Source organism: Amycolatopsis sp. NPDC114503, from assembly GCF_055633655.1.
Window position 1 is genome coordinate 107,132 of record NZ_JBVKDT010000008.1, and the last position, 26,475, is coordinate 133,606.

General features: G+C 70.3%; 16 protein-coding genes. 12 read left to right on the top strand and 4 right to left on the bottom strand.

Going from position 1 to position 26,475, the window contains the following annotated elements; translation table 11 throughout:
- Positions 1–1,012: 1,012 nt before the first annotated feature.
- Positions 1,013–1,702 carry a M23 family metallopeptidase gene (locus ACZ7OI_RS31400; protein WP_370940578.1) on the bottom strand — a complete coding sequence of 230 codons (690 nt, stop codon included), beginning with the start codon at positions 1,700–1,702 and terminating at the stop codon, positions 1,013–1,015.
- Between the two features lie 1,597 nt (positions 1,703–3,299).
- Between ACZ7OI_RS31400 and ACZ7OI_RS31405 the strand changes: the two genes are divergently transcribed.
- From ACZ7OI_RS31405 to purH, 8 genes are all read left to right on the top strand, one after another.
- Positions 3,300–5,675: a hypothetical protein gene (locus ACZ7OI_RS31405; RefSeq protein WP_470267716.1), complete on the top strand. Its 2,376-nt coding sequence runs from the start codon at positions 3,300–3,302 to the stop codon at positions 5,673–5,675.
- A gap of 20 nt (positions 5,676–5,695) precedes the next feature.
- Positions 5,696–5,992 (top strand): hypothetical protein, encoded by a 297-nt coding sequence (locus tag ACZ7OI_RS31410; protein ID WP_470267717.1) that lies wholly within the window; start codon positions 5,696–5,698, stop codon positions 5,990–5,992.
- 118 nt (positions 5,993–6,110) lie between these two features.
- Positions 6,111–7,280, top strand: coding sequence for an ADP-forming succinate--CoA ligase subunit beta (gene sucC, locus ACZ7OI_RS31415; protein ID WP_470267718.1), 1,170 nt, complete (start codon positions 6,111–6,113; stop codon positions 7,278–7,280).
- A gap of 1 nt (position 7,281) precedes the next feature.
- Complete coding sequence (gene sucD / locus ACZ7OI_RS31420; protein WP_470267719.1) at positions 7,282–8,172, top strand: succinate--CoA ligase subunit alpha; 891 nt, start codon at positions 7,282–7,284, stop codon at positions 8,170–8,172.
- A 216-nt stretch (positions 8,173–8,388) separates the two neighbouring features.
- Positions 8,389–9,120, top strand: a complete 732-nt coding sequence (locus ACZ7OI_RS31425; RefSeq protein ID WP_470267720.1) for a DUF5336 domain-containing protein — start codon at positions 8,389–8,391, stop codon at positions 9,118–9,120.
- Positions 9,121–9,275: 155 nt separating this feature from the next.
- On the top strand, positions 9,276–10,823 hold the full coding sequence (locus ACZ7OI_RS31430) for a cell division protein PerM (protein ID WP_470267721.1): 1,548 nt from the start codon (positions 9,276–9,278) through the stop codon (positions 10,821–10,823).
- 74 nt (positions 10,824–10,897) lie between these two features.
- Positions 10,898–11,515 carry a phosphoribosylglycinamide formyltransferase gene (gene purN / locus ACZ7OI_RS31435; protein WP_116205966.1) on the top strand — a complete coding sequence of 206 codons (618 nt, stop codon included), beginning with the start codon at positions 10,898–10,900 and terminating at the stop codon, positions 11,513–11,515.
- On the top strand, positions 11,512–13,074 hold the full coding sequence (gene purH / locus ACZ7OI_RS31440) for a bifunctional phosphoribosylaminoimidazolecarboxamide formyltransferase/IMP cyclohydrolase (RefSeq protein WP_470267722.1): 1,563 nt from the start codon (positions 11,512–11,514) through the stop codon (positions 13,072–13,074). Before purN ends, purH begins: the two co-directional genes overlap by 4 nt.
- A gap of 44 nt (positions 13,075–13,118) precedes the next feature.
- Here the strand turns inward: purH and ACZ7OI_RS31445 are convergent, their stop codons facing one another.
- Both ACZ7OI_RS31445 and ACZ7OI_RS31450 read right to left on the bottom strand, forming a co-directional pair.
- The gene (locus ACZ7OI_RS31445; protein WP_470267723.1) at positions 13,119–13,631 is read right to left on the bottom strand and encodes a GNAT family N-acetyltransferase; all 513 of its coding nucleotides are present in this window, start codon (positions 13,629–13,631) and stop codon (positions 13,119–13,121) included.
- Between the two features lie 99 nt (positions 13,632–13,730).
- On the bottom strand, positions 13,731–14,561 hold the full coding sequence (locus ACZ7OI_RS31450; RefSeq protein ID WP_470267724.1) for a hypothetical protein: 831 nt from the start codon (positions 14,559–14,561) through the stop codon (positions 13,731–13,733).
- Positions 14,562–15,267: 706 nt separating this feature from the next.
- Between ACZ7OI_RS31450 and ACZ7OI_RS31455 the strand changes: the two genes are divergently transcribed.
- The 4 genes from ACZ7OI_RS31455 to ACZ7OI_RS31470 all read left to right on the top strand — a co-directional run bounded on the left by ACZ7OI_RS31455 (position 15,268) and on the right by ACZ7OI_RS31470 (position 21,685).
- Positions 15,268–15,861, top strand: coding sequence for a hypothetical protein (locus ACZ7OI_RS31455; protein WP_470267725.1), 594 nt, complete (start codon positions 15,268–15,270; stop codon positions 15,859–15,861).
- 50 nt (positions 15,862–15,911) lie between these two features.
- Positions 15,912–17,498 (top strand): DNA polymerase Y family protein, encoded by a 1,587-nt coding sequence (locus ACZ7OI_RS31460; RefSeq protein ID WP_470268044.1) that lies wholly within the window; start codon positions 15,912–15,914, stop codon positions 17,496–17,498.
- A gap of 176 nt (positions 17,499–17,674) precedes the next feature.
- Complete coding sequence (locus ACZ7OI_RS31465; RefSeq protein ID WP_470267726.1) at positions 17,675–21,007, top strand: error-prone DNA polymerase; 3,333 nt, start codon at positions 17,675–17,677, stop codon at positions 21,005–21,007.
- A gap of 90 nt (positions 21,008–21,097) precedes the next feature.
- Positions 21,098–21,685 carry a pentapeptide repeat-containing protein gene (locus tag ACZ7OI_RS31470; RefSeq protein ID WP_470267727.1) on the top strand — a complete coding sequence of 196 codons (588 nt, stop codon included), beginning with the start codon at positions 21,098–21,100 and terminating at the stop codon, positions 21,683–21,685.
- A 59-nt stretch (positions 21,686–21,744) separates the two neighbouring features.
- On the opposite strand, the gene ACZ7OI_RS31475 is transcribed toward ACZ7OI_RS31470, so the two are convergent.
- Complete coding sequence (locus ACZ7OI_RS31475) at positions 21,745–26,241, bottom strand: glycohydrolase toxin TNT-related protein (protein ID WP_470267728.1); 4,497 nt, start codon at positions 26,239–26,241, stop codon at positions 21,745–21,747.
- Between the last annotated feature and the right edge of the window lie 234 nt (positions 26,242–26,475).

Here is a 26,475-nt window from a genome sequence, read left to right on the forward strand (position 1 = left end):
CTTGAACCTCCGGCTCCTTGTCGTGCCTCCCAACGCGCAGCGAGCCGCCTCATGTCCGGTGCCCGCGACGCCTTCTCCTGCCCCGTTCTGGACATCTTTCGCCGGACCGAGTGAACCCTCCCGCGATCCAGCCGATCTTGTCGGTCCCCTCCGGCATACTGAGCTTCATCGAACACAAGTTCGATAAAATGCGGTATGCTGTGGAAGGGACGCAGGGGATGGACGCGGTGCTGTTTGGGGTATTTGCCGCTGGGGTACAGGAGTACTTGAGGAGAGTCGCGGGGACGGTTGCTGTGGGGACGGCAATCCGGCCAGCTCGGGACGTGCCAGGGGATGTGGCACGGCTGGCCGCGGCATGGCGCGCGTTGCTGAGGCAACACGCATTGGGACCAGACGGCAGATGCGTCGTCTGTGGAGGATCGTCGCGCGCCGACGAGGGGATCGCGCGATGGATGCCCTGGCGAAGACGCGCGGACCTCTGCACTGTGTGGCAGGTAGCAGTCGCCTACTTCGTCCGTCGCCTTCCTGGCAGCGATCCGTGATGCCCGCTGGCGGCCTAGGCCTATCTCAGACGCTCACACGTGGCCTGGCAGAGATCACCGCAGATTCCCTGCGACACCAGGATGTTCGGAGCGACCTCCACGCCATGCACTACGACGAAAGCAGGGCCGATTGACCGATGTTCTGCTGCGGCACGCGGACTGTGCACACGCGGCGCAGTTCAGCGCCACCGGATTTCCTGCGTGCGAAACAGATTCCACCGCGAGTCAGCCAGAGCGACCCGCGCGGTTCAAGCACAGATGGCGACCATCGCGAGGCGGCAGTTGTCACTCTGCACCGGTTACCTGGCAGGCGATCCGTCCTGGCGCACGCTCAGGCGGCGATCCGCCGTGGGAGAGCAGATGCCGGTGCACCAGCTATCTGACAAGCGAGACTGCGGGCCAAGCTCAAAGGGCAACCGTTGCGCGACAGCGGATGTCGCTGCACCAATTGTCCGATGGGCGGGTGCAGGTCAGCTGACGTTCACGCCGCGGGCAGCAAGCCACGGGCGCGGGTCGATCTTCTTGCTGCCGTCCTGCCACACCTCGAAGTGCAGGTGCGGGCCGGTGCTCTCGCCGCGGTTGCCGATCTCGGCGATCTGCTCGCCGCACTTGACCTTCTGGCCCTCGCGGACGGAGAAGCTGTTCATGTGGCCGTAGACCTGGATGGTGCCGTCGTCGAGCTGGACGCGTACCCAGAGGCCGAAGCCGCTGGCGGGGCCGGCCTGGATGACGGTGCCGTCGGAGGCGGCGTAGATCGGCGTGCCGATCGAGTTGGCGATGTCGATGCCGAGGTGGCTCGTGCCCCAGCGGGCGCCGAAGCCGGAGGTGAACGTGCCGTGAGCGGGCATGCAGGTCTTCGGACGGGCGGCCTCTTCGGCAGCCTGGCGCGCGGCTTCGGTTTCCGCCTGCACGCGGGCCTTGGTGACCTTGGCGCTGTCGGCCATCTTCGCGGCTTCGGCGGAGGCGTCGACGGCGTGGCCGGTCGGCAGCAGTTCGGGAGCTCCCCCGGAGCCCGCGCTGCCGAGGGTGAACGAGGCGCTCGCGTTCTGCGCGTTGGCGAGCGGCGTGACGGCGGCGTCAGAGTCTCCGCCGCTGGTGGACTTGAGGGTCTGCCCGGCGGCGGCTGCGGCGAACGCGCCGGCCGCGACGGCGGCGACCACGACCCGCCCGCGAAGGGCGGAGGAGGGCGGGGAGATGCGGTGCTGTCCCCGGACGCGGATGACTGCACCGTCCAGTGCGTCTTTCAGCGCCGGGGAAGGGGCTTGGCCGCCGGGGGAGCGGTGTGAAGCCAAGACAGAGCCTTCCATCGTCGGGGAGTCGGGCGGAAGCGAACTCGGGCGGGGGATCCCGTGAACGAACCTCGGGGGTGATTCGCTCAGCGTTCGGCTTCGTGACCTGACTGTAATGGGGACCGCAGGACAGTAACGAAGCGGCGCCTCAATGAGCAAGACGCGACCGGGCTTTCGGCCGAACGAGTGGTGCGCATCGAGCTTCTAGCTGTGGAAACTACCCAAAGTTAATCGGGAACTACTTCGCCGAATGTGGCTTGAGTCACATACCTTCGGATGGCCCAGCGCCCCGAGGGCCCTCTCGGCGGCTTGGCGGATGAAATATCCGGCCACCCGGGTGCGTTGAAGGAGTTTCACGCCGAATCTTGTGATGACGCTCACTCGCGCCACCCTCGCCCGACACTCTCGGACGGCTTCGCCTCGCGCTCTCCGCGCCCACTCTCCAGCGACGGATCTTTCCCGCCCGGAACCGCCTGAACCAGGCCGAGACCCGGTCCGCGCCGCCCCTCGACTGCGCCAGGATCCCGCCTGGTCAGCCCTTGCTTCCCAACGACACCCGATATCTCCGGCTCGGCCCGGCGAATCGTCCCCGCACCCTGCGGTGACCAGGGAGATCACCGACCGAAGCGGCCAGGACGACCGGCTGGCCGAACGACTGGTTTCCTTCGACAACTGGCCGAACGGCGCTCTTCGCAGCCCTCTCGGAGATGCGGCCGGTCACCTGCCCTCCCCGGCAGGCCCTGGCCATCCCCGTCTCCGGCGGGCCCGTCCCCACGATCTGCCGCCGCCCGTCGCAGCTCCCTCCGCGACCCGGCCCGGTTCCTGCCCTCCCCCTGCAGGCCCCGGCCATCCCTGTCTCCGGCGGACCGTCCCCACGATCTCCCGCCGCCCGCCGCGGCTCCCTCCGCGACCCAGCCTGGTTCCCTGCCCTCCCGGCAGGCCCCGGCCATCTCCGTCTCTGTCAGGCCCTCCCCGGCCTGACAGAGACGGAGACCGCGGCTCCCCTCCGCGACGTGGCCGTTCACCTGCCCTCCCCGGCAGGTCTCGGCCGTCTCCACCTCAGTCCCGGCACGTCGTCCCCACGACCTGCCGGCACCCGCCGCGGCTCCCCTCCGCGACCTGGTCGGGCACCTGCCACGAACAGGCATCCGACCTCGTCCATCGCCCCCGCGATGTGTCCCCGTGCTTCGTCCCGCGCTGGAGTGACGCCCCGAACGCCACTCCCTTACGCGACTTCCCGAAGTTTTTCCTCGACGCTCCCTCCGGCCCTTCGGTCCCTCTGCCGTCGAGACCTCCGGCCCGCGTCCCTCTTACGCGGATCGGAGGATTTTTTCTTCGCACCTGTCAGACGCACGGGGACTGCCGGAGGTTCATCCGACGCGGAATTCACCTGGAAGTGCGTTCCGGCCTGGTCGAGGCGGCCCTGCCGTCCGCCTGCCGGGACCGGTCCTTGCTAGCGTCGCGAGCGATGACTCCGCCGACCCCAGAGCCTCCCGACGGCGACTCCGCCCCGGACACCCCGGGCCGTCCCGCCGGATCCCGGCGTCCCAGCCTCGCCGAGCGCAAGGCCGCCGCCCGCGCCCGAGCCCGCCGCGACGCCGGTCGCGCGAAATCGGACCGAGCCGACAGTCCTGCCGACTCATCCCGCCGTCGCGGGAAGACTTCCGCGGGGAGTCCGGCTGACTCGTCCGGGCGTGATGAGCCGAAGTCAGCCGGAAGCCTGGACGACCCGCGCCGTCGCGGAAGTTCGCTCGATCGTGGCGAGGAGTCTTCTTCGGGAAGCTCGGGCGACGTCTCCAGCCGCGGTGCGTCGACGTCAGCGGAAAGCTCAGCCGACTCATCCCGCCGTGCCGGGGCGACCGCGGAAAGTTCAGCCCCCTCCGGCAGCGGCGAGGCCGCAGCGGAAGACCTGGCTACTCAGTCCGGCGGAGGAGGCACCTCAGCCTCGTCACCCGAGACCTCCGACGCGCACCCCGCCAAGGACCCGGGCGACAAGGCTGCACCGGCAGGTCTGACCAGCCGCCAAAAGCCCGCCGCCGACACGGTCGAGCGGAGGTCGGCACCCCGCACCATCCCAAGCCGCCGAGACGCAGACCGCCGAGACTCAAGCCGAGACGCAGGCCGAGACTCAAGCCAAGGCGAGCCCCCGCCCCTCCTAGACCTCACCGACCAAACCCCCTCCCCAAGGCTCCGAGCCGCCACCGTCCTCCTCGGTCTCGGCGCCCTGGCCCTCGCCGCCGGAGCCATCGCCCCCGTCTCGCCCGACGCCGGGCCCGGCTACCTCTCCTGGCCGCTTCTCGTCATCCTCGCCGTAGTCCCGGCCGGGATCGCGTTCGCGGCGGCTCGCAGCGGACGGCACGGCCTGGCCGCCGGTCTCGTCACCGGCCTCGCCGCTCTCGCGCCGGGACGGCTGATCCTCGATCTCCAGTTCCTCGTCAACGGCTCCAAAACCATCCGCCCCGAGCTGTATCTCCCCGACCGCCTGCTCGACCGCAGCGGCGTAGGCATCGGGTTCTGGCTGCTGATCGCCGGGCACCTGCTCACGCTCGCCGCCGGAATCGCGGTCGCGCAGGTCGTGCGTGAGCGCAACGAGATCGCCGGCGGGGACGACAAACGACGCTGGCGGTTGATCATTCCGCTGCTCGCCGTCGTCGCCGCGGTCGGATTGCTGATGACTCCCGTTCTCTCGGACGATCCGTTTCTCCTTGCGCGGTCGGCATTCGAGGGTCCTGGCCTAGCCCTCGCCGGTTACCTGCTCCTCGCCGGCGCGCTGCCGGTCGCCGCCGTGCTGGGGATTTCCGCCGGGTCCGACGGTGTCGCTCGCGGGACCCTCGGCGGGATCGTCGCGGCGGTGCTCGCCGTCGCCGTGCCGACGTTCGTCGCTGGGCTGGCCGTGTCGGGGCTGGGGGTGTCGACGGGCGCGTATCTCGCCGTCGTGGCGATGGTGCTGGTCCTCGTTCTCACTCCACTTGCGACACCGCAGCAGACCCAAGCCGAACGCACCGACCTGGCCGGCGAGGCCCGCGTCCCGGGGCTCACCATCTGGCGCACGCTCACCGCTTTGCTGGCATTGCTGACCGGAATCGCCGCGGCGATCGGCGCGTACGCTCCGCAGCTCAGCAACAGCACGGACAGCACGGACAGCCCGGCCCGTTTGCAACTGCTGATCGCGGCGATTCTTGTCGTACTGCCAACACCTTTCCTTCTCTCGCGCCGCACCGCGCCGTTCGCGCGCGGGGTGCTCGCGGTGTTGTGGGCCGGTGTGGTTCTCGCGGGAACGGCCGTGCTCAGCACTGCCATCACCGCCTCCGAAGCGACTGGGCTCGGCGGGCTTGGCGGCGCGATCAATTACCGCCTCGGCGCGGGAGCCGTTTTCACCGCGATCGCGCTCGGTCTCGCCGGGCTTACCGGATTGGCCGCGGTCGTGACCGGCGTCGTGGAACGCGACGACACCGGTACCGAAGGCCCCCGATCCCGAGTTCTGCTTCCGGCCGGAATCACCGCCGTGCTGGCGATCGCGACGTTCGGCACGCCGGTGTTCACCGCGCGGGATTACGCGACGCCCGGGCTCTGGTCCGATTTCGACACTCCGTCATGGGGATTGCTCGCCGCGGTGCTCGTCGTTCTCGGGACGCTCGGGTTGAGCGTGCGTTCGCGGCCCGGCGCCGCGGCGGCGGGACTGACCGGGGCGGCGGTGCTCCTTGCCTTGCACGTCGCCGAGATTCCGCTGGTCAGTTCCCTGTTCTACGCCGCGAAGCCGGGCGCGGGTTTCTGGCTCGGGCTCGCCGCGACAGCGGCGGCAATGGTCGCGGCAATCACCGCGGCCGCCGGTGCGAAGAAGTGAGTCCGCGGCGCGTCGTCCTGGTGGAGCTGTCCGAAGAAACCGCGGCAATTCCCTTGGCGAGAATGCTGCGCGACGCCGGTCTCGAAGTCGTCCACGTTGGACACCTCGACACCGCGGAAAAGATCGCGCGGACTACCGAACAGGAGGATCCAGACATTCTGGGCCTCCTCGGCGGTCCCGTCCCCGAGGGCCTCGCCGAAGCGCTTCCTGGCATCAACATCGCCGAACTGGGCTCCGAAAGCCCCGAAAAGGCCGCCGAAATGCTTGTCGGTGGGCGGTCTCACACCCTCGGCACACCCTCTGACCGCGCACGGTGACCGACTTCACCAGGTGCGGCGCCCCCTGCGTCTGCGCTGGTCGCTAACCTCGACTGGTCCGACAGCGCGGTCCGGAAAACGGACCACCACAGTGGCGTGTCGTCAGGAGACTGGAGTAGTGGACCTCTACGAGTACCAGGCGAGGGATCTCTTCGCCGCCCACGGAGTACCGGTTCTGCCGGGCGCCGTGGCAAGCACCCCGGAAGAAGCCAAGGCCGCCGCGGAGCAGATCGGCACCCAGGTCGTCGTCAAGGCGCAGGTGAAGGTCGGCGGCCGGGGCAAGGCGGGCGGCGTCAAGCTGGCCCAGACGCCCGACGAGGCGAAGGAGAAGGCGGAAGCCATCCTCGGCCTCGACATCAAGGGCCACATCACGCACCGCGTGCTGGTGGCGGAAGCATCGGACATCGCGTCCGAGTACTACTTCTCCTTCCTGCTCGACCGCGCCAACCGCACTTTCCTCGCGATGGCGTCGTCCGAGGGCGGCATGGAGATCGAGCAGCTCGCGGTCGAGCGCCCGGACGCGCTCGCCAAGATCCCGGTCGACGCGATCAAGGGCGTCGACAAGGCGACGGCGCTCGAGATCCTGAAGGCCGGCAACTTCCCGGCCGAGATCATCGACGAGGCCGCCGACGTCGTGGTGAAGCTGTGGGAGACCTTCGTCTCCGAGGACGCCACCCTGGTCGAGGTCAACCCGCTGGTCCGCGACCCGCAGGACAAGATCATCGCCCTCGACGGCAAGGTCACCCTCGACGAGAACGCCTCCTTCCGCCACCCGGCGCACGAGGACCTCGTCGACAAGCAGGCCGAGAACCCGCTCGAGGCGAAGGCCAAGGCCAAGAACCTCAACTACGTCAAGCTCGACGGCGAGGTCGGCATCATCGGCAACGGCGCGGGCCTCGTGATGTCCACTTTGGACGTCGTGGCGTACGCGGGCGAGAAGCACGGCGGCGTGAAGCCGGCGAACTTCCTCGACATCGGCGGCGGCGCGTCGGCCGAGGTCATGGCGGCCGGTCTGGACGTCATCCTCAACGACACCGACGTGAAGAGCGTGTTCGTGAACGTCTTCGGCGGCATCACCGCCTGCGACGCGGTCGCGAACGGCATCGTCGAGGCGCTGAAGATCCTGGGCGACGAGGCCAGCAAGCCGCTGGTCGTCCGCCTGGACGGCAACAACGTCGTCGAGGGTCGCCAGATCCTGGCCGACGCGAACCACCCGCTGGTCACCGTGGTGGACACAATGGACAACGCGGCCGACAAGGCTGCCGAGCTCGCCGCGGCAGGTGCGTGAGATGTCGATCTTCCTCAACGAGAACAGCAAGGTCATCGTCCAGGGGCTCACCGGCTCCGAGGGCATGAAGCACGCGACCAAGATGCTGAAGTCCGGCACCAACATCGTGGGCGGCGTCAACGCCCGCAAGGCCGGCCAGACGGTCACCATCGAGGGCAAGGACCTCACCGTGTTCGGCACGGTCGAGGAGGCCATCAAGGAGACCGGCGCCGACGTGTCGGTCATCTTCGTGCCGCCGAAGTTCGCGAAGGACGCGGTCATCGAGGCGATCGACGCCGAGATCCCGCTGGCCGTCGTCATCACCGAGGGCATCCCGGTGCACGACTCGGCCTACTTCTGGGCGCACGCGGTCGCGACCGGCAACAAGACCCGGATCATCGGGCCGAACTGCCCCGGCGTGATCAGCCCCGGCAAGTCGAACGCGGGCATCATCCCGGCCGACATCACCGGCGCGGGCTCGATCGGCCTGGTGTCGAAGTCGGGCACGCTGACCTACCAGATGATGTACGAGCTGCGCGACATCGGTTTCTCGACCGCTGTCGGCATCGGCGGCGACCCGGTCATCGGCACCACCCACATCGACGCCCTCGAGGCGTTCGAGAAGGACGCCGACACCAAGGTCATCGTGATGATCGGCGAGATCGGCGGCGACGCCGAGGAGCGCGCCGCGGCCTACATCAAGGAGAACGTGACCAAGCCGGTCGTCGGCTACGTCGCGGGCTTCACCGCCCCTGAGGGCAAGACGATGGGCCACGCGGGCGCGATCGTCTCCGGATCGTCCGGCACCGCCGCGGCGAAGAAGGAGGCCCTCGAGGCCGCCGGCGTCAAGGTCGGCAAGACCCCGAGCGAGACCGCGGTTCTCGCTCGCGAGCTGTACAACAGCCTCGGCTGACCAGCAGCGACTCCACCGGCGGAGGCCGGGCACCGACGCGGTGCCCGGCCTTCGTCGTTTCCGCCCGCAACCGATCCGGCGCTCGGTGCGTCCAACCTCGCGGACGCCAAGGGCGGATGCGCTAGCGTGCAGTCACTCGTGAGCGGGGGACGCCGCCGGCGCGCCCGGGCACCGCAGGATCTCGAACCGCCGGTCGATGAGACAGGAGACCTTCCGATGACCTTCCCCAGTGGCGGGCCCGGCTACCCCCAGCAGGGCCAGCCGTCCCAGGGACCGCCCCCGTCGGGCGGGTTCCCGCAGCAGCCCCAGCCGCAGCAGGGCCCGCCTGCCGCGGGTGCCGGAACGCCGCCGAACCTTCCGCTGCTGCTGTCCCTCGGCGTCGCCGGACTCGGGCTGGTGCAGTACTTCCTCGGCTTCGCCGCCGAAGCGGGCACGGCCGGGCAGGCCATTCTGTTCCTGCTCGTCGGCGGTCTGCTGTCGGCGATGAACCTGCTGCCCAAGGGACCGAAGACGCTGCCGTTCGCGGCGCTGTTCAGCGTGCTCGGCGGGCTGGGCGCGCTCGACAGTGTCATCTCGGGCCGTTCGTCTGCCATCGTGATCGTGGTGCTGATCCTCGGTCTCCTGCAGATGGCCGCGTCGGTCGCCGTGCTGCTGTTCGAATACGGCGTGCTCAAGCCGCCGGTGTCGCAGCCGGCCGCCCCGGCGTACCAGCAGCCCTACGGTCAGCCGGGCCAGTACCAGCCGACGCAGTACCAGCCTGCTCCCGGGCAGCAGTCGCCCCAGCAGGCTCCGGGACAGCAGCCGCCGTCCCCGCAGCAGCCGCCCGCCACGCCGCCTCCGGGCGGACAGGCCACGACGTACGCGCCGCAGCAGGGCCAGTTCTTCCAGCCGCCGGCAGACCAGAACAAACCGGGCACGCCGCCCGGAGGTTTCGGACAGCAAGGCTGATACCCCTTCGCATTACCCACCCGCTGTGACTCTCCGTGTCACAGCGGGTGTTTTTATTGCCCTCGTGCCACGACCGGGTGGGCGTTGGATTCGCCACGTCCGCCGGGCGGCGTGCCTCACCCGGACGGCCGAGCGCGGATGTCATGGTCGGGGACATGCAGGTGCTCACCAGTCCCGGACGCCCCGCGGGCGACGAGCCGGTGGGCGACTCCCTTGACCAGGATGTTCCCCGGTTCCGGGTGTTGCTCTCCGCGGCGCTCGGTCCGCTCGTCACCGGCTACGCGGCGGTCGCCACCCTGCTCGCGCTCGTCACGCTGACCGCCCAGCACGCGATCTTCTCCGCGGGCGGCGTGCTGCTGTCGGCGGGACCCGGCTGGCTGGCCGCCTACCAGGTCGAACTCGGGATCGGCGGTCATCCGCTCGGGATGCTGCCGCTGCTGCCGACGATCGGGGTGGTGCTGCTGGTCGCGCGGGCGGCAGCCAAGGCGGTGCGAAGCCTTCGCTGCGCCCGGCTGCGCCACGCGGTCCCGGTGATCGCCACGATTTCCGGCGCGCATCTGGTGTTCGGCGTGCTGATTTCGCTGCTGTCGATCGGCGAACCGGTACGGGCGAACTTCTGGCTCGCCGCGGTGGTGCCTGCCGTGATCTCTGGACTCGCGGCCACCGGTGGCGTGCTCTGGCGGTTCGGAATGCCGCAGGTGCTCGCCGAACGGCTCGACCCGCTCGCTCTTCGCGGTTTGCGCGCGGGCTTGCTCGGGTTGTTCGCATTGCTGGCCGCTGGTGCTCTGACGCTGACCGCCGCCACGGCGCTGTCCGCGCGGACGGTGTCCAGCCTGTTCGAGCCGTCGTTCGGCGGAAGCTTCGGACTGTTCCTGCTTTCCGTGCTGTACCTGCCGAACGCCGTGGTCGCCGCGATGTCGTTCGTGAGCGGGCCCGGGTTCAGCATCGGCAGCTTCGACGTGCACCTCATCGGCTACCGCGGCGGTTCCGTGCCCGGGGTTCCGCTGCTCGGCGGCATTCCCGAGCACGCCGCGTCGTGGTGGCCGGTGCTGCTGGTGCTGCCGCTGGCGGTCGGGGTGCTGGTCGGCTGGTCGGTCCGCGCGGTGGACGAGGACCCGGCGGCGCGGCTGCGGGTCGTGGTCGTCGCGGGAGCGGTCGTCGGGTTCGGCTGCGTGCTGCTGGGGACGCTCGCCGGCGGACGGCTGGGCGACGGTCCGTTCGACCCGGTCAGCGTGCCGGTCGGGGTGGCGTCGATCGTGGCGTTCTGCTGGATCGTGATTCCGGCGGGGTTCGTGGCGTTCTTCGCGGGGGCGCATTCTCCGATGCGGCCGGTGGGCTCGCTTGAGGTGGAGGACGAGGGCGAGGCTGAGCCGGAAGCCGAGACCGAGTCCGAGCCGGATGCGGCTGAGGACGCTGAGGATGCTGAGGATGCCGAGCCGGAGGAGTCCGAGTCCGATGAGGACGTCGCGGACTCCGAGGAGGACTCGGACCTGGCCGAAGACGCGTCGGACGACGAGGACTTCGATGCCGAGGCCGACGCCGAACTGGGCCTCGACCTGCCGGAGGACGAGCCGGAAACCGACACCGCCGCCGAGGATGACAAGCCCGGAGCCGAGCCCGAAACCCCCGCCGAAGAGCCGGACGCTGTGACCGAGTCCACCGAGGACTCCGGCGACGCGAAGCCCGCCGAGGACGACCGTTAGGGTTGAGGCGACCTGGTGAAGCGCCGTGCGCCCGAGGCGTACCGCCGTGCAAGGAGCCCGTTCTGGCCAGCCGCTTGGAACTGCCCACTCCGGTGAAGATCGTCGTGCTCGCGTCCGGTTCCGGCACGCTGCTGCAGGCGGTGCTCGACGCCGTCGGGCAGCCCGGGTTCCCGGCCTCCGTCGTCGCCGTCGGCGCGGACCGCACCGGAATCGAGGCGCTCACGCGGGCGGAACGGGCCGACGTGCCGTCGTTCACCGTGCGTGTCGCCGACCATCCGGACCGCGCCGCGTGGGACCGCGCGCTCGCCGAGGCCGTCGCGGCTTACCAGCCCGACCTCGTGGTGTCCGCTGGCTTCATGAAGATCCTTGGACCGGAGTTCCTGTCGCGGTTCGCGGGCCGCGTGATCAACACCCACCCCGCGCTGCTGCCGTCGTTCCCCGGGATGCACGCGGTCGCCGACGCGCTGGCCGCGGGCGTGCGCGTCACCGGATCGACGGTGCATTTCGTCGACGCAGGGGTGGACACTGGCCCGGTCATCGCCCAGGAGGCGGTGCCGGTGGAGACCGACGACACCGAAGACGTCCTGCACGAGCGGATCAAAGCCGTGGAACGCAGGCTGCTGGTTGAAACGATCGAGCGACTCGGCCGTGGTGGGTGCACCGTGGACGGACGAAAGGTGAGGTTTTCGTGAGCACAGCACAGGGGCGGCGCCCGGTCCGGCGCGCGCTGATCGGCGTCTCGGACAAGGCCGGCCTGCTCGAGCTCGCGACCGGCCTGCACGCGGCCGGCGTGGAGATCGTGTCGACCGGCGGCACGGCGAAGGTCATCGCGAACGCCGGGGTCCCGGTCACGCCGGTCGAGCAGGTCACCGGGTTCCCGGAGTCTTTTGACGGCCGGGTCAAGACGCTGCACCCGCGCGTGCACGCCGGACTGCTCGCCGACCAGGGCAACGACGACCACGTCGCGCAGCTCAAGCAGCTCGACATCGCGGCGTTCGACCTGCTCGTGGTGAACCTGTACCCGTTCCAGGCGACTGTCGCGTCCGGCGCGAGCCCCGAGGACTGCGTCGAGAACATCGACATCGGCGGTCCCGCGATGGTGCGCGCGGCCGCGAAGAACCACGGCAGCGTCGCTGTCGTCGTGGACCCGGCGCGGTACGCGTGGGTGCTCGAGCAGGTCTCCGCGGGCGGCTTCGAACTCTCGGACCGCAAGCGGCTCGCTGCGCAGGCGTACGCGCACACGGCTGCGTACGACACCGCTGTCGCTTCGTGGTTCGCCAACGCGTACGCGCCTTCGGACGACAGCGGCTTCCCGGACTTCCTCGGCGCGACATGGGACCGTGCGGACGTACTGCGCTACGGCGAGAACCCGCACCAGAAGGCGGCGCTGTACCGCAGCGCGCAGCCGGGCCTCGCGCACGCGGAGCAGCTTCACGGCAAGGCGATGTCGTACAACAACTACGTCGACACTGACGCCGCGCGTCGTGCCGCCTTCGACTTCTCCGAGCCGGCTGTCGCGATCATCAAGCACGCCAACCCGTGCGGGATCGCTGTCGGCACGGACATCGCCGAAGCGCACCGTAAGGCGCATGCCTGCGACCCAGTGTCCGCGTACGGCGGCGTGATCGCCACGAACCGTCCGGTGAGCGTCGCGGCGGCGGAGCAGATCGCCGAGGTCTTCACCGAGGTCGTGCTCGCCCCCGACTTCGAGCCGGAAGCGCTGGAGATCTTGCAGCGCAAGAAGAATGTGCGGCTGCTGAAGCTGCCCGCGATCGAGAACGCGTCCCCGGTGGAGTTCCGGCCGATCTCCGGCGGCGTGCTCGTGCAGACCGCCGACGCGATCGACGCCCCCGGCGACAACCCGGCGAACTGGGAGCTGGCCACCGGCTCGCCCGCCGACGAGCAGACCCTGGCGGACCTGGAATTCGCGTGGCGGGCGCTGCGCGCGGTGAAGTCCAACGCGATCCTGCTGGCGCACGAGCAGGCGACCGTCGGTGTCGGCATGGGCCAGGTCAACCGCGTCGACTCGTCGCGGCTGGCGGTCTCGCGGGCGGGCGACCGGGCGAAGGGCTCGGTCGGCGCGTCGGACGCGTTCTTCCCGTTCCCGGACGGACTCGAGGTGCTGATCGAGGCCGGTGTGCGCGCCGTCGTGCAGCCCGGCGGGTCCATCCGCGACGCCGAGGTGATCGCCGCCGCCGAGGCCGCCGGGATCACGCTGTACCTCACCGGGACGCGCCACTTCGCGCACTGATTTTTTGGTGGCCGGCCGGGACTTTCGGGTCCCGGCCGGTTTTTTCATCCCTCGCGCAGGATCGCGTAGACGACCTCGTCGCGGTAGCCGCCGTCGCGCCAGGTGACCTGGCACAGCAGCCCTTCGCGGTGGAAGCCGGTCTTCTCCAGCGTGTGCTGCCCGGTGACGTCCTCGCTGTCGACGAAGGCTTCGAGCCGATGCGCGCGAGTGTGCCGGAAGAGCTGGTCGACGAGCAGTTGGTACGCCTTCGCGTCGGTGCCGTGGCCGCGATAGTCGGGCAGCAACGCGACGCCGACCCGGAAGCACCCGCCTGCGGGCCCGCCCCGGTCGGCCGCCTCCCAGGTAGCCATCCCGGCGACGACCGAGTCGACTGTCACGGCGACCGCGCTTGAGGCCGGGCTGAGGAACCCGTCCTCGGCGAACCGGCGTCGGGCCTGCGGTCCGGTGAACCTCGTCCACTGGAAGGACCCGGCGCCGTCCGGGTCCGTGGAGAACCGGTCGAGCACCGGCAGGTCAGCTTCGGCGAAACCCCGCAGGGCGATGTGTCCTGTCTTCATCAGGGTTCCCAGTGTAAAGAGCTGTTTTCCTGGTGTCCCGGTGATCTTTCGGGTTCTTCCTCCGTCCGCGCTTGACAGCCGGGGAGGGGGCGAGTGAGACTAGGTGGTGTCGAACGAGTGTTCGATACTGTTCGGCGCAGTGGTGTGTTTTCGGGTGCGATTGTTGGGTGACCGTGCGGATTCCGCGCGGATGAGGATGCGGAACCGCCTTCCCCGCGGTGTGCCGGCGTCCGTCCCGGGCTGGGTTTGACGACCTTGCTCCCGGGGCGGGCTGTCGGTCGATCTCGGAGGAAGGAGGGAACCGGTGACGACCGGAGTGGCTTCGGGGGCTGCTTCTTCGGAGCTTGCTTTTTCGGGGGCTGCTTCGGAGGCCGCGGGAGAGACAGGAGCTTCAGAGGCCGCGGGGGCGGTTTTTGAGGCCGAGGGGACTTCTGCGGACGGTTCGGTCCCGGCTGGTTTTTCTGGAGCGGGTGCGGCTTCGGCGACGGCCGAGGACCTGGATGTGCCGGTCCTGCCTTCTCGCTCTGACTCGACCGATCTCCTTGGCATCGCGGGGATTCCTGCGAAGCCGAAGAAGCCCGCCAGGTCGTCTCGGAAGAACTTCTCCGACGCGGAAGTCATGGCTTCCGCCCCCACGAGCGTGCCGGAGGCGCGGCCGGCACGCTCGTGGGAAGTATCGGTGCCGTGGTCGGCGATCGAAGCGTTGGCGAAGGAGCGAACGCCGGTCGCCGCGATGTCCGCCGGTGTGTCGAGGTCGATGTTCTCGTTGGGGGAGAACGGATCCCGTGCTCGGTTGAGCTCTCTGGACGTGGCGTTCGAGCCATGGATGCCCTCCAGCTTCGGCCGAACGGCAGAAGCCGACTCGCCGACCGGGCTTCGTTCGCAGGCCCAATCCGGTCGCGAACCTCGTCCTGGTGCGTTTCCTGCCAAGGCCGCATCGTCTGCTGACCCGCGCGCGTCCAGCGAACCTGATTCACCGACTCCGCTCAAACCGGCGGCCCAGCATGGTTCAGCTGCCCGCCCGCAGCCGCCTGCTCGAGGTGCCCCATCTGCTGAACGCGATTCTCCGTCTCTGCCTGAATCGGGGAATCCGATCGAACCGCCCGCTCGGCTTCGTCCGGTAGCCCCGGCTGGGTCCGGTTCGGCTACTCCGCCTGACGCTCCGCTCGCTCCTCCGACTCAGCTGCACCCCGCAACTCGACCCGGCCCCGCAGCGCCACCCAGCCCTGCAGCGCCACCCAGTGCCGTAACCCCACCCGGTCCCGCAACCCCACCTGGCTCTGGTCCGAAAACCCCGCCCGAGACTCCGCTCACCCCTCCGACCCCGCTGCACCCCACGACTCCACCCGACCCGGCAACCTCACCCGACCTCGCAACCCCCGACTCCGCAACCTCCGACCCCGCAACCCCCGACCCCGCAACCCCCGACCCCGCAACGCCCAACCCGCCGAAACTCCGCCCCCCAACCCGGCTCCATCCCGCCGACCCGCCCTCACCCTCACCCGCCGACCCGTCCTCACCCGCGGACCCCTCGCACCCGCTGGCCAAACTGACCGCCCTCCCCGGCGTCAGCACTGCCAGCACTGTCGCGGCCGAGCGGGCTTCCCGGGCCGACTGGGGCCACGTCGCCGGGCGGATGCTCCCGGTGGCCCCAGCCCTGGCCGATCTCCTCCCCGGGGCTGGGTTGCGACGCGGAAGCGTCATCGCGGTCCACCACTCCACCTCGTTGCTGTTCGCGTTGCTCGCGGAGGCGACCGTCGCCGGGGCGTGGGCGGCGGTCGTCGGTGCTCCGTCTCTGGGGATTGTCGCGGCGGCTGAGCACGGGGTCGCCGTCTCGCGGCTCGCGCTGGTTCCTCAGCCTGGCGCCGAATACCAAGCCGTGATGGCCGCTCTGCTTGACGGCGTCGACCTCGTGGTCACCGAGCCCCGTTCGGTCCGGCCGGACGTCGCGCGCCGGCTCGCGGCGCGGGCAAGGCATCGCGGGGCGGTGCTGCTTTCGTTGGGGCCCTGGCCTTCCGCCGACGTCGAGCTGCACTGCACCCCGGGCGCCTGGACCGGGGTGCGAGAGCACGGTGCGGGACACCTCCGTTCCCGCCCGGTCGAAGTCCACGCCCGGGGACGCGGCGCAGCGGCCCGCCCTCGGTCGGCGGCGGTGTTCCTGCCCGGCTCGGACGGGCGGGTTTCCCGGGGCGAGAAGCGCGCCGCAGCACGGGAAGAGGCAGTCGGGTGACCAGTAGAGTCCACAAAGGACACAAGGATGCGCGTCGCCATCCGACGCGAATGCTGGTCCTGTGGTGTCCGGACTGGCCCGCGGTCGCCGCCGTCGCCGCGGCGGGGAGTGTGCTTACCCGGCCGGCGGCGGTGTTCCAGGCCAATCGGGTGGTCGCGTGCACCGCGGTCGCGCGGGCGCGGAACATCCGGCGCGGCATGCGGCGGCGAGAAGCGGAATCCCAATGCCCGGACCTGGCGGTGTTCGGCGTGGACGACGCTCGGGACGCGCGGTTGTTCGAGAATGTCGCGGCGGCGGTGGAGGAGCTGGTCGTCGGGCTGGAAGTGGTGCGGCCCGGCCTCCTCGCGGTTCCCGTCGCGGGTGCGGCCGGGTATTTCGGCGGCGAACCGCAGCTCGCGGAGAAGCTGGTGGACCAGGTGGCCGCGGCGGCTGGGGTCGAATGTCAGGTCGGTGTGGCGGAAGGGTTGTTCGCGGCGACCCTCGCCGCGCGGCAGGGTGCATTGGTCGAACCTGGGCGGACTGCCGAATTCCTCGCGCCGTTGCCGGTGCTCGAACTGGACCAGCCAGGCTCTGAGCGAGCGGATCTGGTCGGCCTGCTCGTCCGGCTCGGGTTGCGCACGCTCGGCGCCTTCGCCGAACTCGGCGAGCGGGACGTCGCCGCTCGGTTCGGGCGCACCGGGGTGCTCGCGCATCGGCTGGCCCGGGGGTTGTCCGACCGGCCGCCGTTGCGCCGCAGTCCGCCGCCGGAGTTGTCGCTCGCCGAATCGTTCGATCCGGTGCTTGCCCGGGTGGATGTCGCCGCGTTCATGGCCAAAAAACTCGGCGCGCGGTTCCATGCCGCGCTCGCTGATCGCGGGCTCGCGTGCACACGATTGGGTATATACGCGACCACTGAGAACGGAGAACAGCTCGGTCGCGTCTGGCGTTGTGCGGAACCACTTACGCCGCAAGGGGTTGCGGACCGGGTCCGGTGGCAGTTCGAGGGATGGCTCAAGGCCTCGCCCGGCGAACGGCCCACGGCCGGGGTCGCGCGGTTGCGGCTCGAACCGGAAGAGACTGTCGAAGGGAGGTCATTGCAGCTGGGGCTGTGGCGGGGGAGCGATCCCGGTGCCGGCCCCGGCGAGGACGAGGAAGTGGCTGCCGAACGGGCAGGCCGGGCATTCGTGCGGGTGCAAGGCTTGCTCGGCCCGGAAGGCGTGGTCACGCCGCTGCTCGACGGCGGACGCGATCCGGCGAGCCGGGTCCGGCTCATTCCGTGGGGCGACCCAAGGGAGGCCGTCGGACCGCCGGACGCTACGTGGCCGGCACGGCTGCCCTCCCCGTCTCCGGCGACGGTGCTGGAACAACCGTTGCCAGTCCAGGTCATCGACGAGCAGGGCCGCCCAGTCGGCCTCACCGCGCGCAAACGGCTGACCGCGCCGCCGCACGGGCTTCGCGTCGCGAACGGACCGCCGCGGCCGATCACCGGATGGGCCGGTCCGTGGCCGGTCACGTCGGGCCGTCGGTCGACCGGGCCGCAGCAAGCCCGGCTGCAACTGTTGCTCGCGGCGGGGGAAAACGAGGCACCGGAGGCGGTGCTCGTCCTCTGTTCCGGAACTGAAAATCCAGTGTGGACAGTGGAGGGAAGCTACGACTGAGGAAGCACGGATCCGCACCTGCTCGTAAATATTTGTGACAGCGAAAGGAAACTGATGAACCACGACCTGCCGGCGCCCCGCGTTCCGGTCGAACCCCCGTGCCCGTTCGACCCGGCGCTGATCGCGCTGCTGATCCCGGAACCCCGTCGATCCCCTGAGAACCGGGTGGACTGACGATGGGCTGGAACAACCCGCCGGTCCCGTGGAAGGACCTCGCGCGGGCGTTGTCGGGCGGAATGCCGCCCGGCGACCACGGAGACAGTCCGGCATGGGGACGCAAACGCGAGGCGTACCGCCGCCCGGCCGACATCCCGCCGCCGCGCAGCGACCTGGAAGCCGGGCCGCGAGTGGCGTACGCCGAACTGCACTGCCACTCCAACTTCAGTTTCCTCGACGGTGCCAGCCATCCCGAGGAGCTGGTGGAGGAGGCCGCGCGGCTGCGGCTCGACGCGATCGCGCTCACCGACCACGACGGCATGTACGGCGTGGTCCGCTTCGCCGAAGCGGCCAAAGAGCTAGGCGTCGCAACGGTATTCGGCACCGAGCTGAGTTTTGGGCTGTCCGGTCCGCAAAACGGCGTCGCCGACCCCGAAGGCGAACACCTTCTGCTGCTGGCCCGCGGCGACGACGGCTACCGCAGCCTGTGCCGCGCGATCACCGCCGGACAGCTGCGCGGCCACGAAGACGAAAAAGCGGAGCGTGCCGAAAAAGGCCGTCCGATCTACGATTTGTCCGCGGTGGCAGAGGAAGTCGCCGGGAAATGCGCGGTGCTTACCGGCTGTCGCAAGGGATCCGTGCGATCGGCGTTGGTGCGCGAAGGCCCGGACGCCGCGCTCGCCGAACTGCGCCGGCTGGTCGACCTCTTCGGCCAGACCCAGGTATACGTCGAACTGATCGACCACGGCCAGCCGCTCGACAGCGTGCACAACGACCTGCTCGCCGAGATGGCCAGCGAACTGAAACTGCCCACCGTCGCGACTACCGCGGCGCACTACGCCCGCCCGGAACGCGGCCGTCTCGCGGACGCGCTCGCCGCCATCCGCGCCCGGCGCAGCATCGACGACCTCGAAGGCTGGCTGCCCGGCGATGGCACCGCGTTCTTGCGCTCTGGCAACGAAATGGCCGAAGTCTTCCAGCGGTATCCGGGCGCGGTGCAGCGGTCGGCGTTGCTGGGCATGGAATGCGCCTTTCCGCTTGAGCTTCTCGCACCGGAACTGCCGCCGTTCGACGTCCCGGCTGGCGAGACCGAGACCACGCACCTGCGAAACCTCGTCAAGGCGGGCTTCGAAGAGCGCTACTCGGGCAAGGCCCACGAAGACAAGGCTTGGCAGCAGATCCAGCACGAGATGGAGGTGATCGAGAAGCTCGAGTTCCCCGGGTACTTCCTGATCGTCTGGGACATCGTCCGGTTCTGCAGGGAAAGCGGAATCCTGTGCCAGGGAAGGGGTTCCGCGGCCAACTCGGCGGTGTGCTACGCGCTCGGGATCACCAAGGTCGATCCCATCGAGTACCACCTGCTCTTCGAACGGTTCCTCGCGCCCGACCGCGACGGCTACCCGGACATCGACATCGACATCGAGTCCGACCGGCGCGAGGAGGCGATCCAGTACGTCTACGGCAAGCACGGCAGGCTCAACGCCGCACAGGTCGCGAACGTGATCACCTACCGCTCCCGCTCCGCGATCCGCGACGCCGCCCGGGCGCTCGGCTACTCGCCCGGCCAGCAAGACGCGTGGAGCAAGCAGATCGACCGCTGGGGCGCCTTGCAAAGCACGGAAAAGGACCACGACCACGACATCCCGCGCGACGTCGTGCAGCTCGCCTTCGCGCTCGAAGACTTCCCGCGGCACCTCGGCATCCACTCCGGCGGCATGGTGATGTGCCGGGAACCGGTGAGCCAGGTGTGCCCGGTCGAATGGGCGCGGATGGAGAACCGCAGCGTGCTGCAATGGGAGAAGGAGGATTGTGCCGCCGCGGGGCTGGTGAAGTTCGACCTGCTCGGGCTCGGCATGCTCTCCGCGCTGCACTACATGCTCGACCTGGTCGAGGAATACAAAGGCGAGGTGATCGATCTCGCCGAGCTGGACCTCAACGACGAGAACATCTACGAAATGCTTTGCCGCGCCGACGCGATCGGCGTGTTCCAGGTGGAGAGCCGGGCTCAGCTGGCGACGTTGCCGCGGTTGCGGCCGGAGACGTTTTACGACCTGGCCGTGGAAGTCGCGCTGATCCGCCCCGGCCCGATCCAGGGCGGTTCGGTGCACCCGTACATCCGCCGCAAACAGGGGCGCGAGGAGTGGGAGTACGACCATCCGCTGCTGAAGAAGGCCCTGAAGAAAACGTTAGGGGTGCCGCTGTTCCAGGAGCAGATGATGCAGATCGCCCTGGACGTCGCGAACTTCACCCCGGCCGAGGCCGACCAGCTGCGGCACGCGATGGGGTCGAAACGGTCGCAGCGGAAGATGGAACGGCTGCACAAACGGTTCCTCGACGGAGCCATCGCCAACGAGGTGGACGCGGAGCTGGCGGAGAAGATCTTCCAGAAGCTCAAGGCGTTCGCCAACTTCGGCTTCCCGGAAAGCCACGCGCTGAGCTTCGCGCATCTGGTGTTCGCGAGCGCGTATTTCAAGCACTACCACCCGGACGCGTTCTGCGCGGGTCTGCTGCGGGCGCAGCCGATGGGGTTCTACTCGCCGCAGTCGCTGGTGGCGGACGCGCGCAGGCACGGCGTCACCACGCTCGGTCCGGACCTCAACCTGAGCCTCCCGCACGCGACGTTGGAAGCGTTGCCGGGCAACGGAAAACTCCACGCGGTGCGCGGCGGGCTCAGCACTGTCCGGATGATCGGCGAAACGCTGGCCGAGGAGATCGTGGCGGAACGGCGGGCGAACGGCCGCTACGAGAGCATGTCCGACCTCGGCAGGCGCGTCCGGCTCACCACGCCGCAGCTGGAGGCACTGGCCACCGCGGGCGCGTTCAGCGCGTTCGGTCCGGATCGGCGGCAGGCGTTGTGGTCCGCGGGCGCGGTCGCACAGGACCGGCCGGAGAAGCTGCCCGGCACCGGCGTCGGCGTGGACGCGCCGATGCTGCCCGGGATGGACGGGCTCGACCTCGCCGCCGCCGACGTGTGGGCCACCGGGATCTCGCCGGACAGCTACCCGACGGAATTCATCCGCGACCGGCTCGACGCGCTCGGGGTGATCACCGCCGACCAGCTGCTGAGCCGGGGCGACGGGGAACGGGTGCTCGTCGGGGGAGCGGTCACGCACCGCCAGCGTCCGGCGACCGCCGGTGGAGTCACGTTCCTGAACCTCGAGGACGAGACCGGCATGGTGAACGTGATCTGCACCCTCGGGCTGTGGCAACGGTTCCACCGGATCGCGCGGGGCAGCGCGGCCCTGCTGGTGCACGGAGTGCTCGAAAAAGCGGACAGCGTGGCGAGCGTGCGCGCGCAGAAACTCGAGCAGCTGACGCTGCGGATTCCCACGAAATCACGGGACTTCCGATGACCGGCGGACAGTTCGTGGACACACGCCTTCCGGCGGCTCGCAACCACCCCGTCGACGAGGCGGCGCCGGGGCTGATGTCATCCTGTCGGGGTGACGGAGACCGGCGAGGACTACACCGAAGCACGACTTTCCGGCCAGTGGTGGGAAAAACGCCAGTTCGCGGGTTGCGACTTCACCGAGGCGGACCTGCGCGACCTGCGCACTCGCGGCTGCACCTTCGACAACTGCGACTTCACCAAGGTCGACCTCGCCGGCTCGCGGCACGACGCGTCGGCGTTCCGTTCGTGCACGTTCGACCGCTCGGTGCTCGCCGACAGCCGCTGGTCGTCGTGCTCGCTGCTTGGTTCGTCCTTTGTGGACTGTCGCTACACCGGGATCGCGCTGACCGAATGCGATCTGTCGCTGGCGTCGTTCGCGCGCGGCCGGTTGCGGAAACTGGACCTGTCGGGTCTGCGGATGCGGGAAGTGAATCTCAACGAGACGGATCTGACGGATTCCGATCTGCGGGGCACGGACCTGTCCGGAGCCCGGATGATCGGCGCGAAACTTCCCGGAGCCGACCTGCGCGGCGCGGTGGTCGACGCGAACGGGCTGGTGCAGGCGGATCTGCGCGGCGCGTACGTGGACGTCGAGCTGGCGGTGGCGTTCGCGGCGGCCCATGGCTTGGTCGTCAAGTAGCCCGTTTCCGGGCACGAAAAAGGGGCGAAGCCCGCTGGCCCCGCCCCTCTTCCGCGTCCTCAGTCGATCGGCGGTTCGCCCGGGTCGAGTTCGATCAGGTCGCCCTCGGCGAGCAGCTCTTCGATGCTCGCCGGAAGCAGGTACGCCGACCCGCCGCCCGGCTGGTTGAACCACGGGATCGCCACCCCGGCAAGGGTTTCGAGCGGCCGCTGCACGCGGTACACGTGGTACGGCCGGTTCACCCACTCCGGCACCAGCGAACGCTCCTCGAACGGGGTGCCCGCCGCGTAGGTCAGGTTGCCGTTTGGGCCGCCGAAGCGGTCCAGCTCGCTGCCCGCGGGCAGTTCGCGCAGTTCCTTGCCGCGGAACAGGGTCAGCGGCGGTTCCCCGGACAGCGGCGCGATCGGCCACTGCCCGCTGCCGCCGGTTCCGTTGGCGCGCACCGGTTCCTCGCGCCGCACCGGCGGTTCCCGCCGCTGCGGCGGGCTGACCGGCGGAGCGACCTGGGTGGGCGGAGCGCTGACCGGCGAGGCGATCTGCGTCGGCGGGGCGCTGACCGGAGGGGCCACCTGGGTCTGCGGGCTCACCGGTGCCGCGATCTGCGTCGGCGGGGCAGGCGGCGGGGTCTGCCGGGCAGGCGGTTCGTCGTCGGCCAGCAGCTGATCGGCGGGCGTGAACGCGGTCTGCTCCTGCGGCGGCACGTTCTCGCGGGGCCGGACCGGGAACGAACCCGTCGCGACCTCCGGCGACAACGTCGCCACCACCGGAGGCTTCGGCGCGTCCGCGACGGGCTCAGCCGGCGCGGGAGCTTCCGGCGCGACATACCCGTCGGGGTACAGCAGCACCTTGCCGAGCATGAACGCCGCGGCGTCCTCCGCGTCGCCGAACACGGCCGGGTTGATCAGCTCGCCGTCGTACCAGCCGACGCGCCAGCCTTCGCCCACCTGCTCGACGCTCCACCCGCGTTCGGTGGGGCCGCCGAGCCGGTACGCGGCGTCGGGCACGTTCAGCTCGTCGAGCTTCGCCTGCAGGTCGGCCAGCTCCGGTTCGGCGGGCTGCTCCCGCCGCGCCACCGGAGCCGGTTCGGTCTGCTCCCGTGCCGCGCGCCGCCCGCCGGACAGTGGAGGCACCGGCATCTCCGGCACCGGAAGCCCGCCGGGGATCTCGGCCCCCGGCATGATCATCGCGGTCGGCGGGCCCGAGTCGTACTCGGCCTCGCGGCGGTTGTCGTCCTCGTAACCGCTGGAGTGCGTGAACAGTTCGGCCCGCTGCTCGTCGTCGTCGCGGGACGGTTCGTTGCCGTGCGTGAAGAGCACCGGCTCGTCGCCGGCGTCGACCGGCTCGTGCACGTCGGTGTGGTCCTCGTCGTCCGGGTGTCCCGGACCGGTGCCGTTGCGACCGGGGACGAGGTCGTGGTGGACGTCGGTGTGGTCCTCGTCGTCGTAATGACCGTCGTGACCGTCGTCGTAGCGGTCGTACTGCGCGCCGTCGAAGTCCTGCTCGAACGGCGGCTCCGCGGGACGCTCCGGCGCGGTGCCGTGGCGACCCTCGGCCTCCTTCTCGCGCCCCCGGCCGTGCGCGGCCGCGATCCCGGCCGCAGCCAGGCCACCGGCCGCGGCGATCCCGGCCGCAGCCGCGCCGACGTGACTGCCGTGTTCGTCCGCCGGTTCGGCTTGGCTGTCGGGTTCCGCGCCGCGCCGTCCGCCGCTCTCGGCGTTCAGCCGCACGTCTTCCTGACGGCTGTCGTCCGCCTCGGCATCCGGCTGGGCTCGCCGACGGCCACCCTCCTGGTCGGCGTCCGCTGCCGCGCCGCGACGGCCCGCGTCCGGCTCGGCGGTGTGCCGGTTCGAGGCGGCGGGTTCGTCGGCGGAGTTGTCCGCGCCGATGAGCCCGTCGGCGCCGATGAGGCCATCCGCGCCGACAAGCCCGTCGTCGGTGCGGGGGGCGGCCGGCTGCTCGAACGCGCCGACGCCGGGGATCTTGCTCCCGTGCGCGTCGAGGTGCTCGTCTTCGTAGCCGCTCCCGGCGTCATCGGCGTGGTGCAGCTCGTCGTAACCCGCTTCGCTGTGCCCGTGCTGACCGGCGGCTTCGTCGTATCCGTGCGGCTCGGCGTACTGCTCGTGGGAGGCGGCGTCCTCGTACCCGTGCTGGTCGGAGTAGTCGCCCTCGTGGCCCTCGTACCCGTGCGGCTCGGCGTCGTATCCGCGGGCGTCGTGCGGTGCGGATTCGTCGTAGTCGCCGTGGGAGGCGGAGTCGCGGTAGCCGGACTCGTCGTAAGCCTCGTCGTGCTGGTTGTAGCCCTCGGCGTGGCCGGGCTGGTCGTAGGCCGAGTCGGGGTGACCTTGCTGGTCGTAGCCGTCGGCGTCGTGGTGGCCGGGTTCGGCGTAACCGGCGGGGTCGTGGGCCCGGTCGTCGTAGCCGGACGCGTCAGGGTGCTCGTCGTAGCCGGCCTCGTGCGGGTGGCCGGGTTCGGCGTGGGTGCCGTTCGCGTCGCGGGGGTCGGCCTGCTGGCCAGCCCCGCGCGAGGCAGCGAACCCGGCAGCTCCCACCGCGCCGGCGGCTCCCGCGGCTACACCCAGTCCGTGCGACCCAGCGGGGCTGTCCGGCCCGCCTCGCGTGCCCTGCGGACCGCCCTGCACATCCTGCGCGCCCACGCCCTGCGGACCAGGCCTGTCCGAACCGCCGCGTGCGGCTGGTCCGTTGGGCTCGAAGGGAGCGTCGGAACCGCCACGCGCACCGGGCCCGCCGCGGTCGTCGAAGCCGGATTCATCCGCTGCACTGCGCTCGTCGGGCCTGCCGAACCCGTCGGATCGGCCTGCTGCGTCGGGCCTGCCGGATTCGGGGCCGCCGAATTCATTGGCCGCGCCGAGGCCGTCGTGGCCGAAATCGTCTGGGCCGCTGGCCGCGCGGAGGCCATCGGCTGCGCCGGGCCTGCGGGAACCAGGGGCGCCGTATTCGCTTGCTGGGTCGTAGTTGTCGGGGTCAGCTGGCCGACCGGCCGTGCCGGGCCTGCCGGAGCCCGGGGCGCCGAACTCGCTCGAGTCGAAACCGTCGGGGCCAGCTGGCCTGCCGGAGCCGGGACCGCCGAAGTCGTCGGCGGGGTGGAAGTCGTCCGGCCTGCCGGGATTGCGGTTGTCGAATTCGTCGGCCGGACCGCGCCTGTCGGGGCCGCTGGGCCTGCCGGAGTCGGGGTTGCCGAAGTCGTCGGCGGGATGGAAGTCGTCGGGTCGGCCAGCGGCGCCGGGCCTGCCGGAATCGGGGGCACCGAATTCCTCGGCCTGGTGGAAGTTGTCGGGGCTTCCGCCCCTTCCACCGGCCGCGCCGAGTGCGGCTGCGCCCAGGCCGGCTGCGCCGAGTCCGGCTGCGGCTGCGCCAACTCCGGCCGCGCCAAGGCCGCCGGGTCCACCGGAACCAGCGCTGCCGGAGCCGGGGCCGTCAGCACCACCGGAACCCGGTCCGTGGGAATCGAATCCGCCGGGGCCACCAGGGCCGCCGACGCCGTTCGGTCCCACTGAGCCGTTGGGTCCGCCCGGCGCACCGGCACCGCCGGGGCCGCCAGCGTTACCCGCTCCGCCAGCGCCAGGCCCGCCAGGACCGCCCGGCGCACCAGCGCCACCAGGCCCGCCAGCGCCAGGTCCCCCAGCACCGCCCGGTCCGCCAGCGCCAGGCCCGCTCGGTCCGCCAGGAGCGCCCGGCCCGCCAGCCCCAGGAGCAGGTCGCTGCTGAGGAGCCTGGCTTCCGCGAGTCAGATACGCCGCCGCGCCCTGCAGGGTCAGCTCGTCCACCTGCGGAAGCTGGAACCCGTTGGCCCGGATGTGCTCGATCAGGTCCGCTTCCGGCGAAACGCCATACGTGCGGAGATAGAAGTTCACCGCGGCGGGCCAGATCCAGTGGCCGTCGCTGTGGAAGGCGACCGGCACCGTCGCTTCCGGAGTCTGGGCGAGCCGGTCGATGTCGTAGCCGCGGTCTTGGACCACGACAGGGGCGTGGTCCAGATAATCCAGCAGCCGGTCTTGCTCGTCGACGTCCAGGTCAGGACGGTTGATGACCGGGCGGCCGGCCGGGCCGATGGTGTCGAAGATCCGCGCGATGCGGAAGTGCGGGCCGGGCTGTTCCGGGCCTAGGCCGGACATCCGGCGGATCAGCCACTCGGGCACGTTCTCCTCGGTGCGCGGGAACATGCGCAGCTCGTCGGAGTACGCCTGGGGCGGCGGCGCGAGGTGCCAGCCGGGCTCGTCGCGGTTGTACTCGAGGTTGTAGCTGGAGGGGTGGTCCAGCTGGTAGCGCGCGTTGAACCAGGTGCCGCGGCCGTCTCGGTACATGCCCGCGCGGAGCCTGCCGAAGAGGGTCGCGATGTCGTGCGTCGCGATCCATTCCTGGGCGGTGCCGTCTTCGAGCACGATCTCGCCGGTCAGCTCGTGGTACCTGCCGACGGCTCGGTACTCCGCGGAGACTTTGCGCCAGTCGCGCGGGGCGGCGCGAAGCAGGGCCAGTCCGATCTGCTTGACCAGAGTGTCCTGCTCCGTCGCGTTCAGCTGCGTCGTCGGTTGTGCCACAGAGAACATTTTGACTGTTCGCGCGCGCGAACGCACCCCGCATAGGGCTTTTGCCACCCTCGGGCCGGTGGACGTGGCCGCTGACCTCGGCGGACGCGATATGGCACGGGTCACACGCCAGGGTGGGTGATGCGGTGGAGCCTCTCCAGCTTAAGACGAGGGACGCCTGATTCGACGGAAGACGCGCGGGCCGATCGGGTGGTGTCGCGGACACACAGAGTGCAGAACCCACTC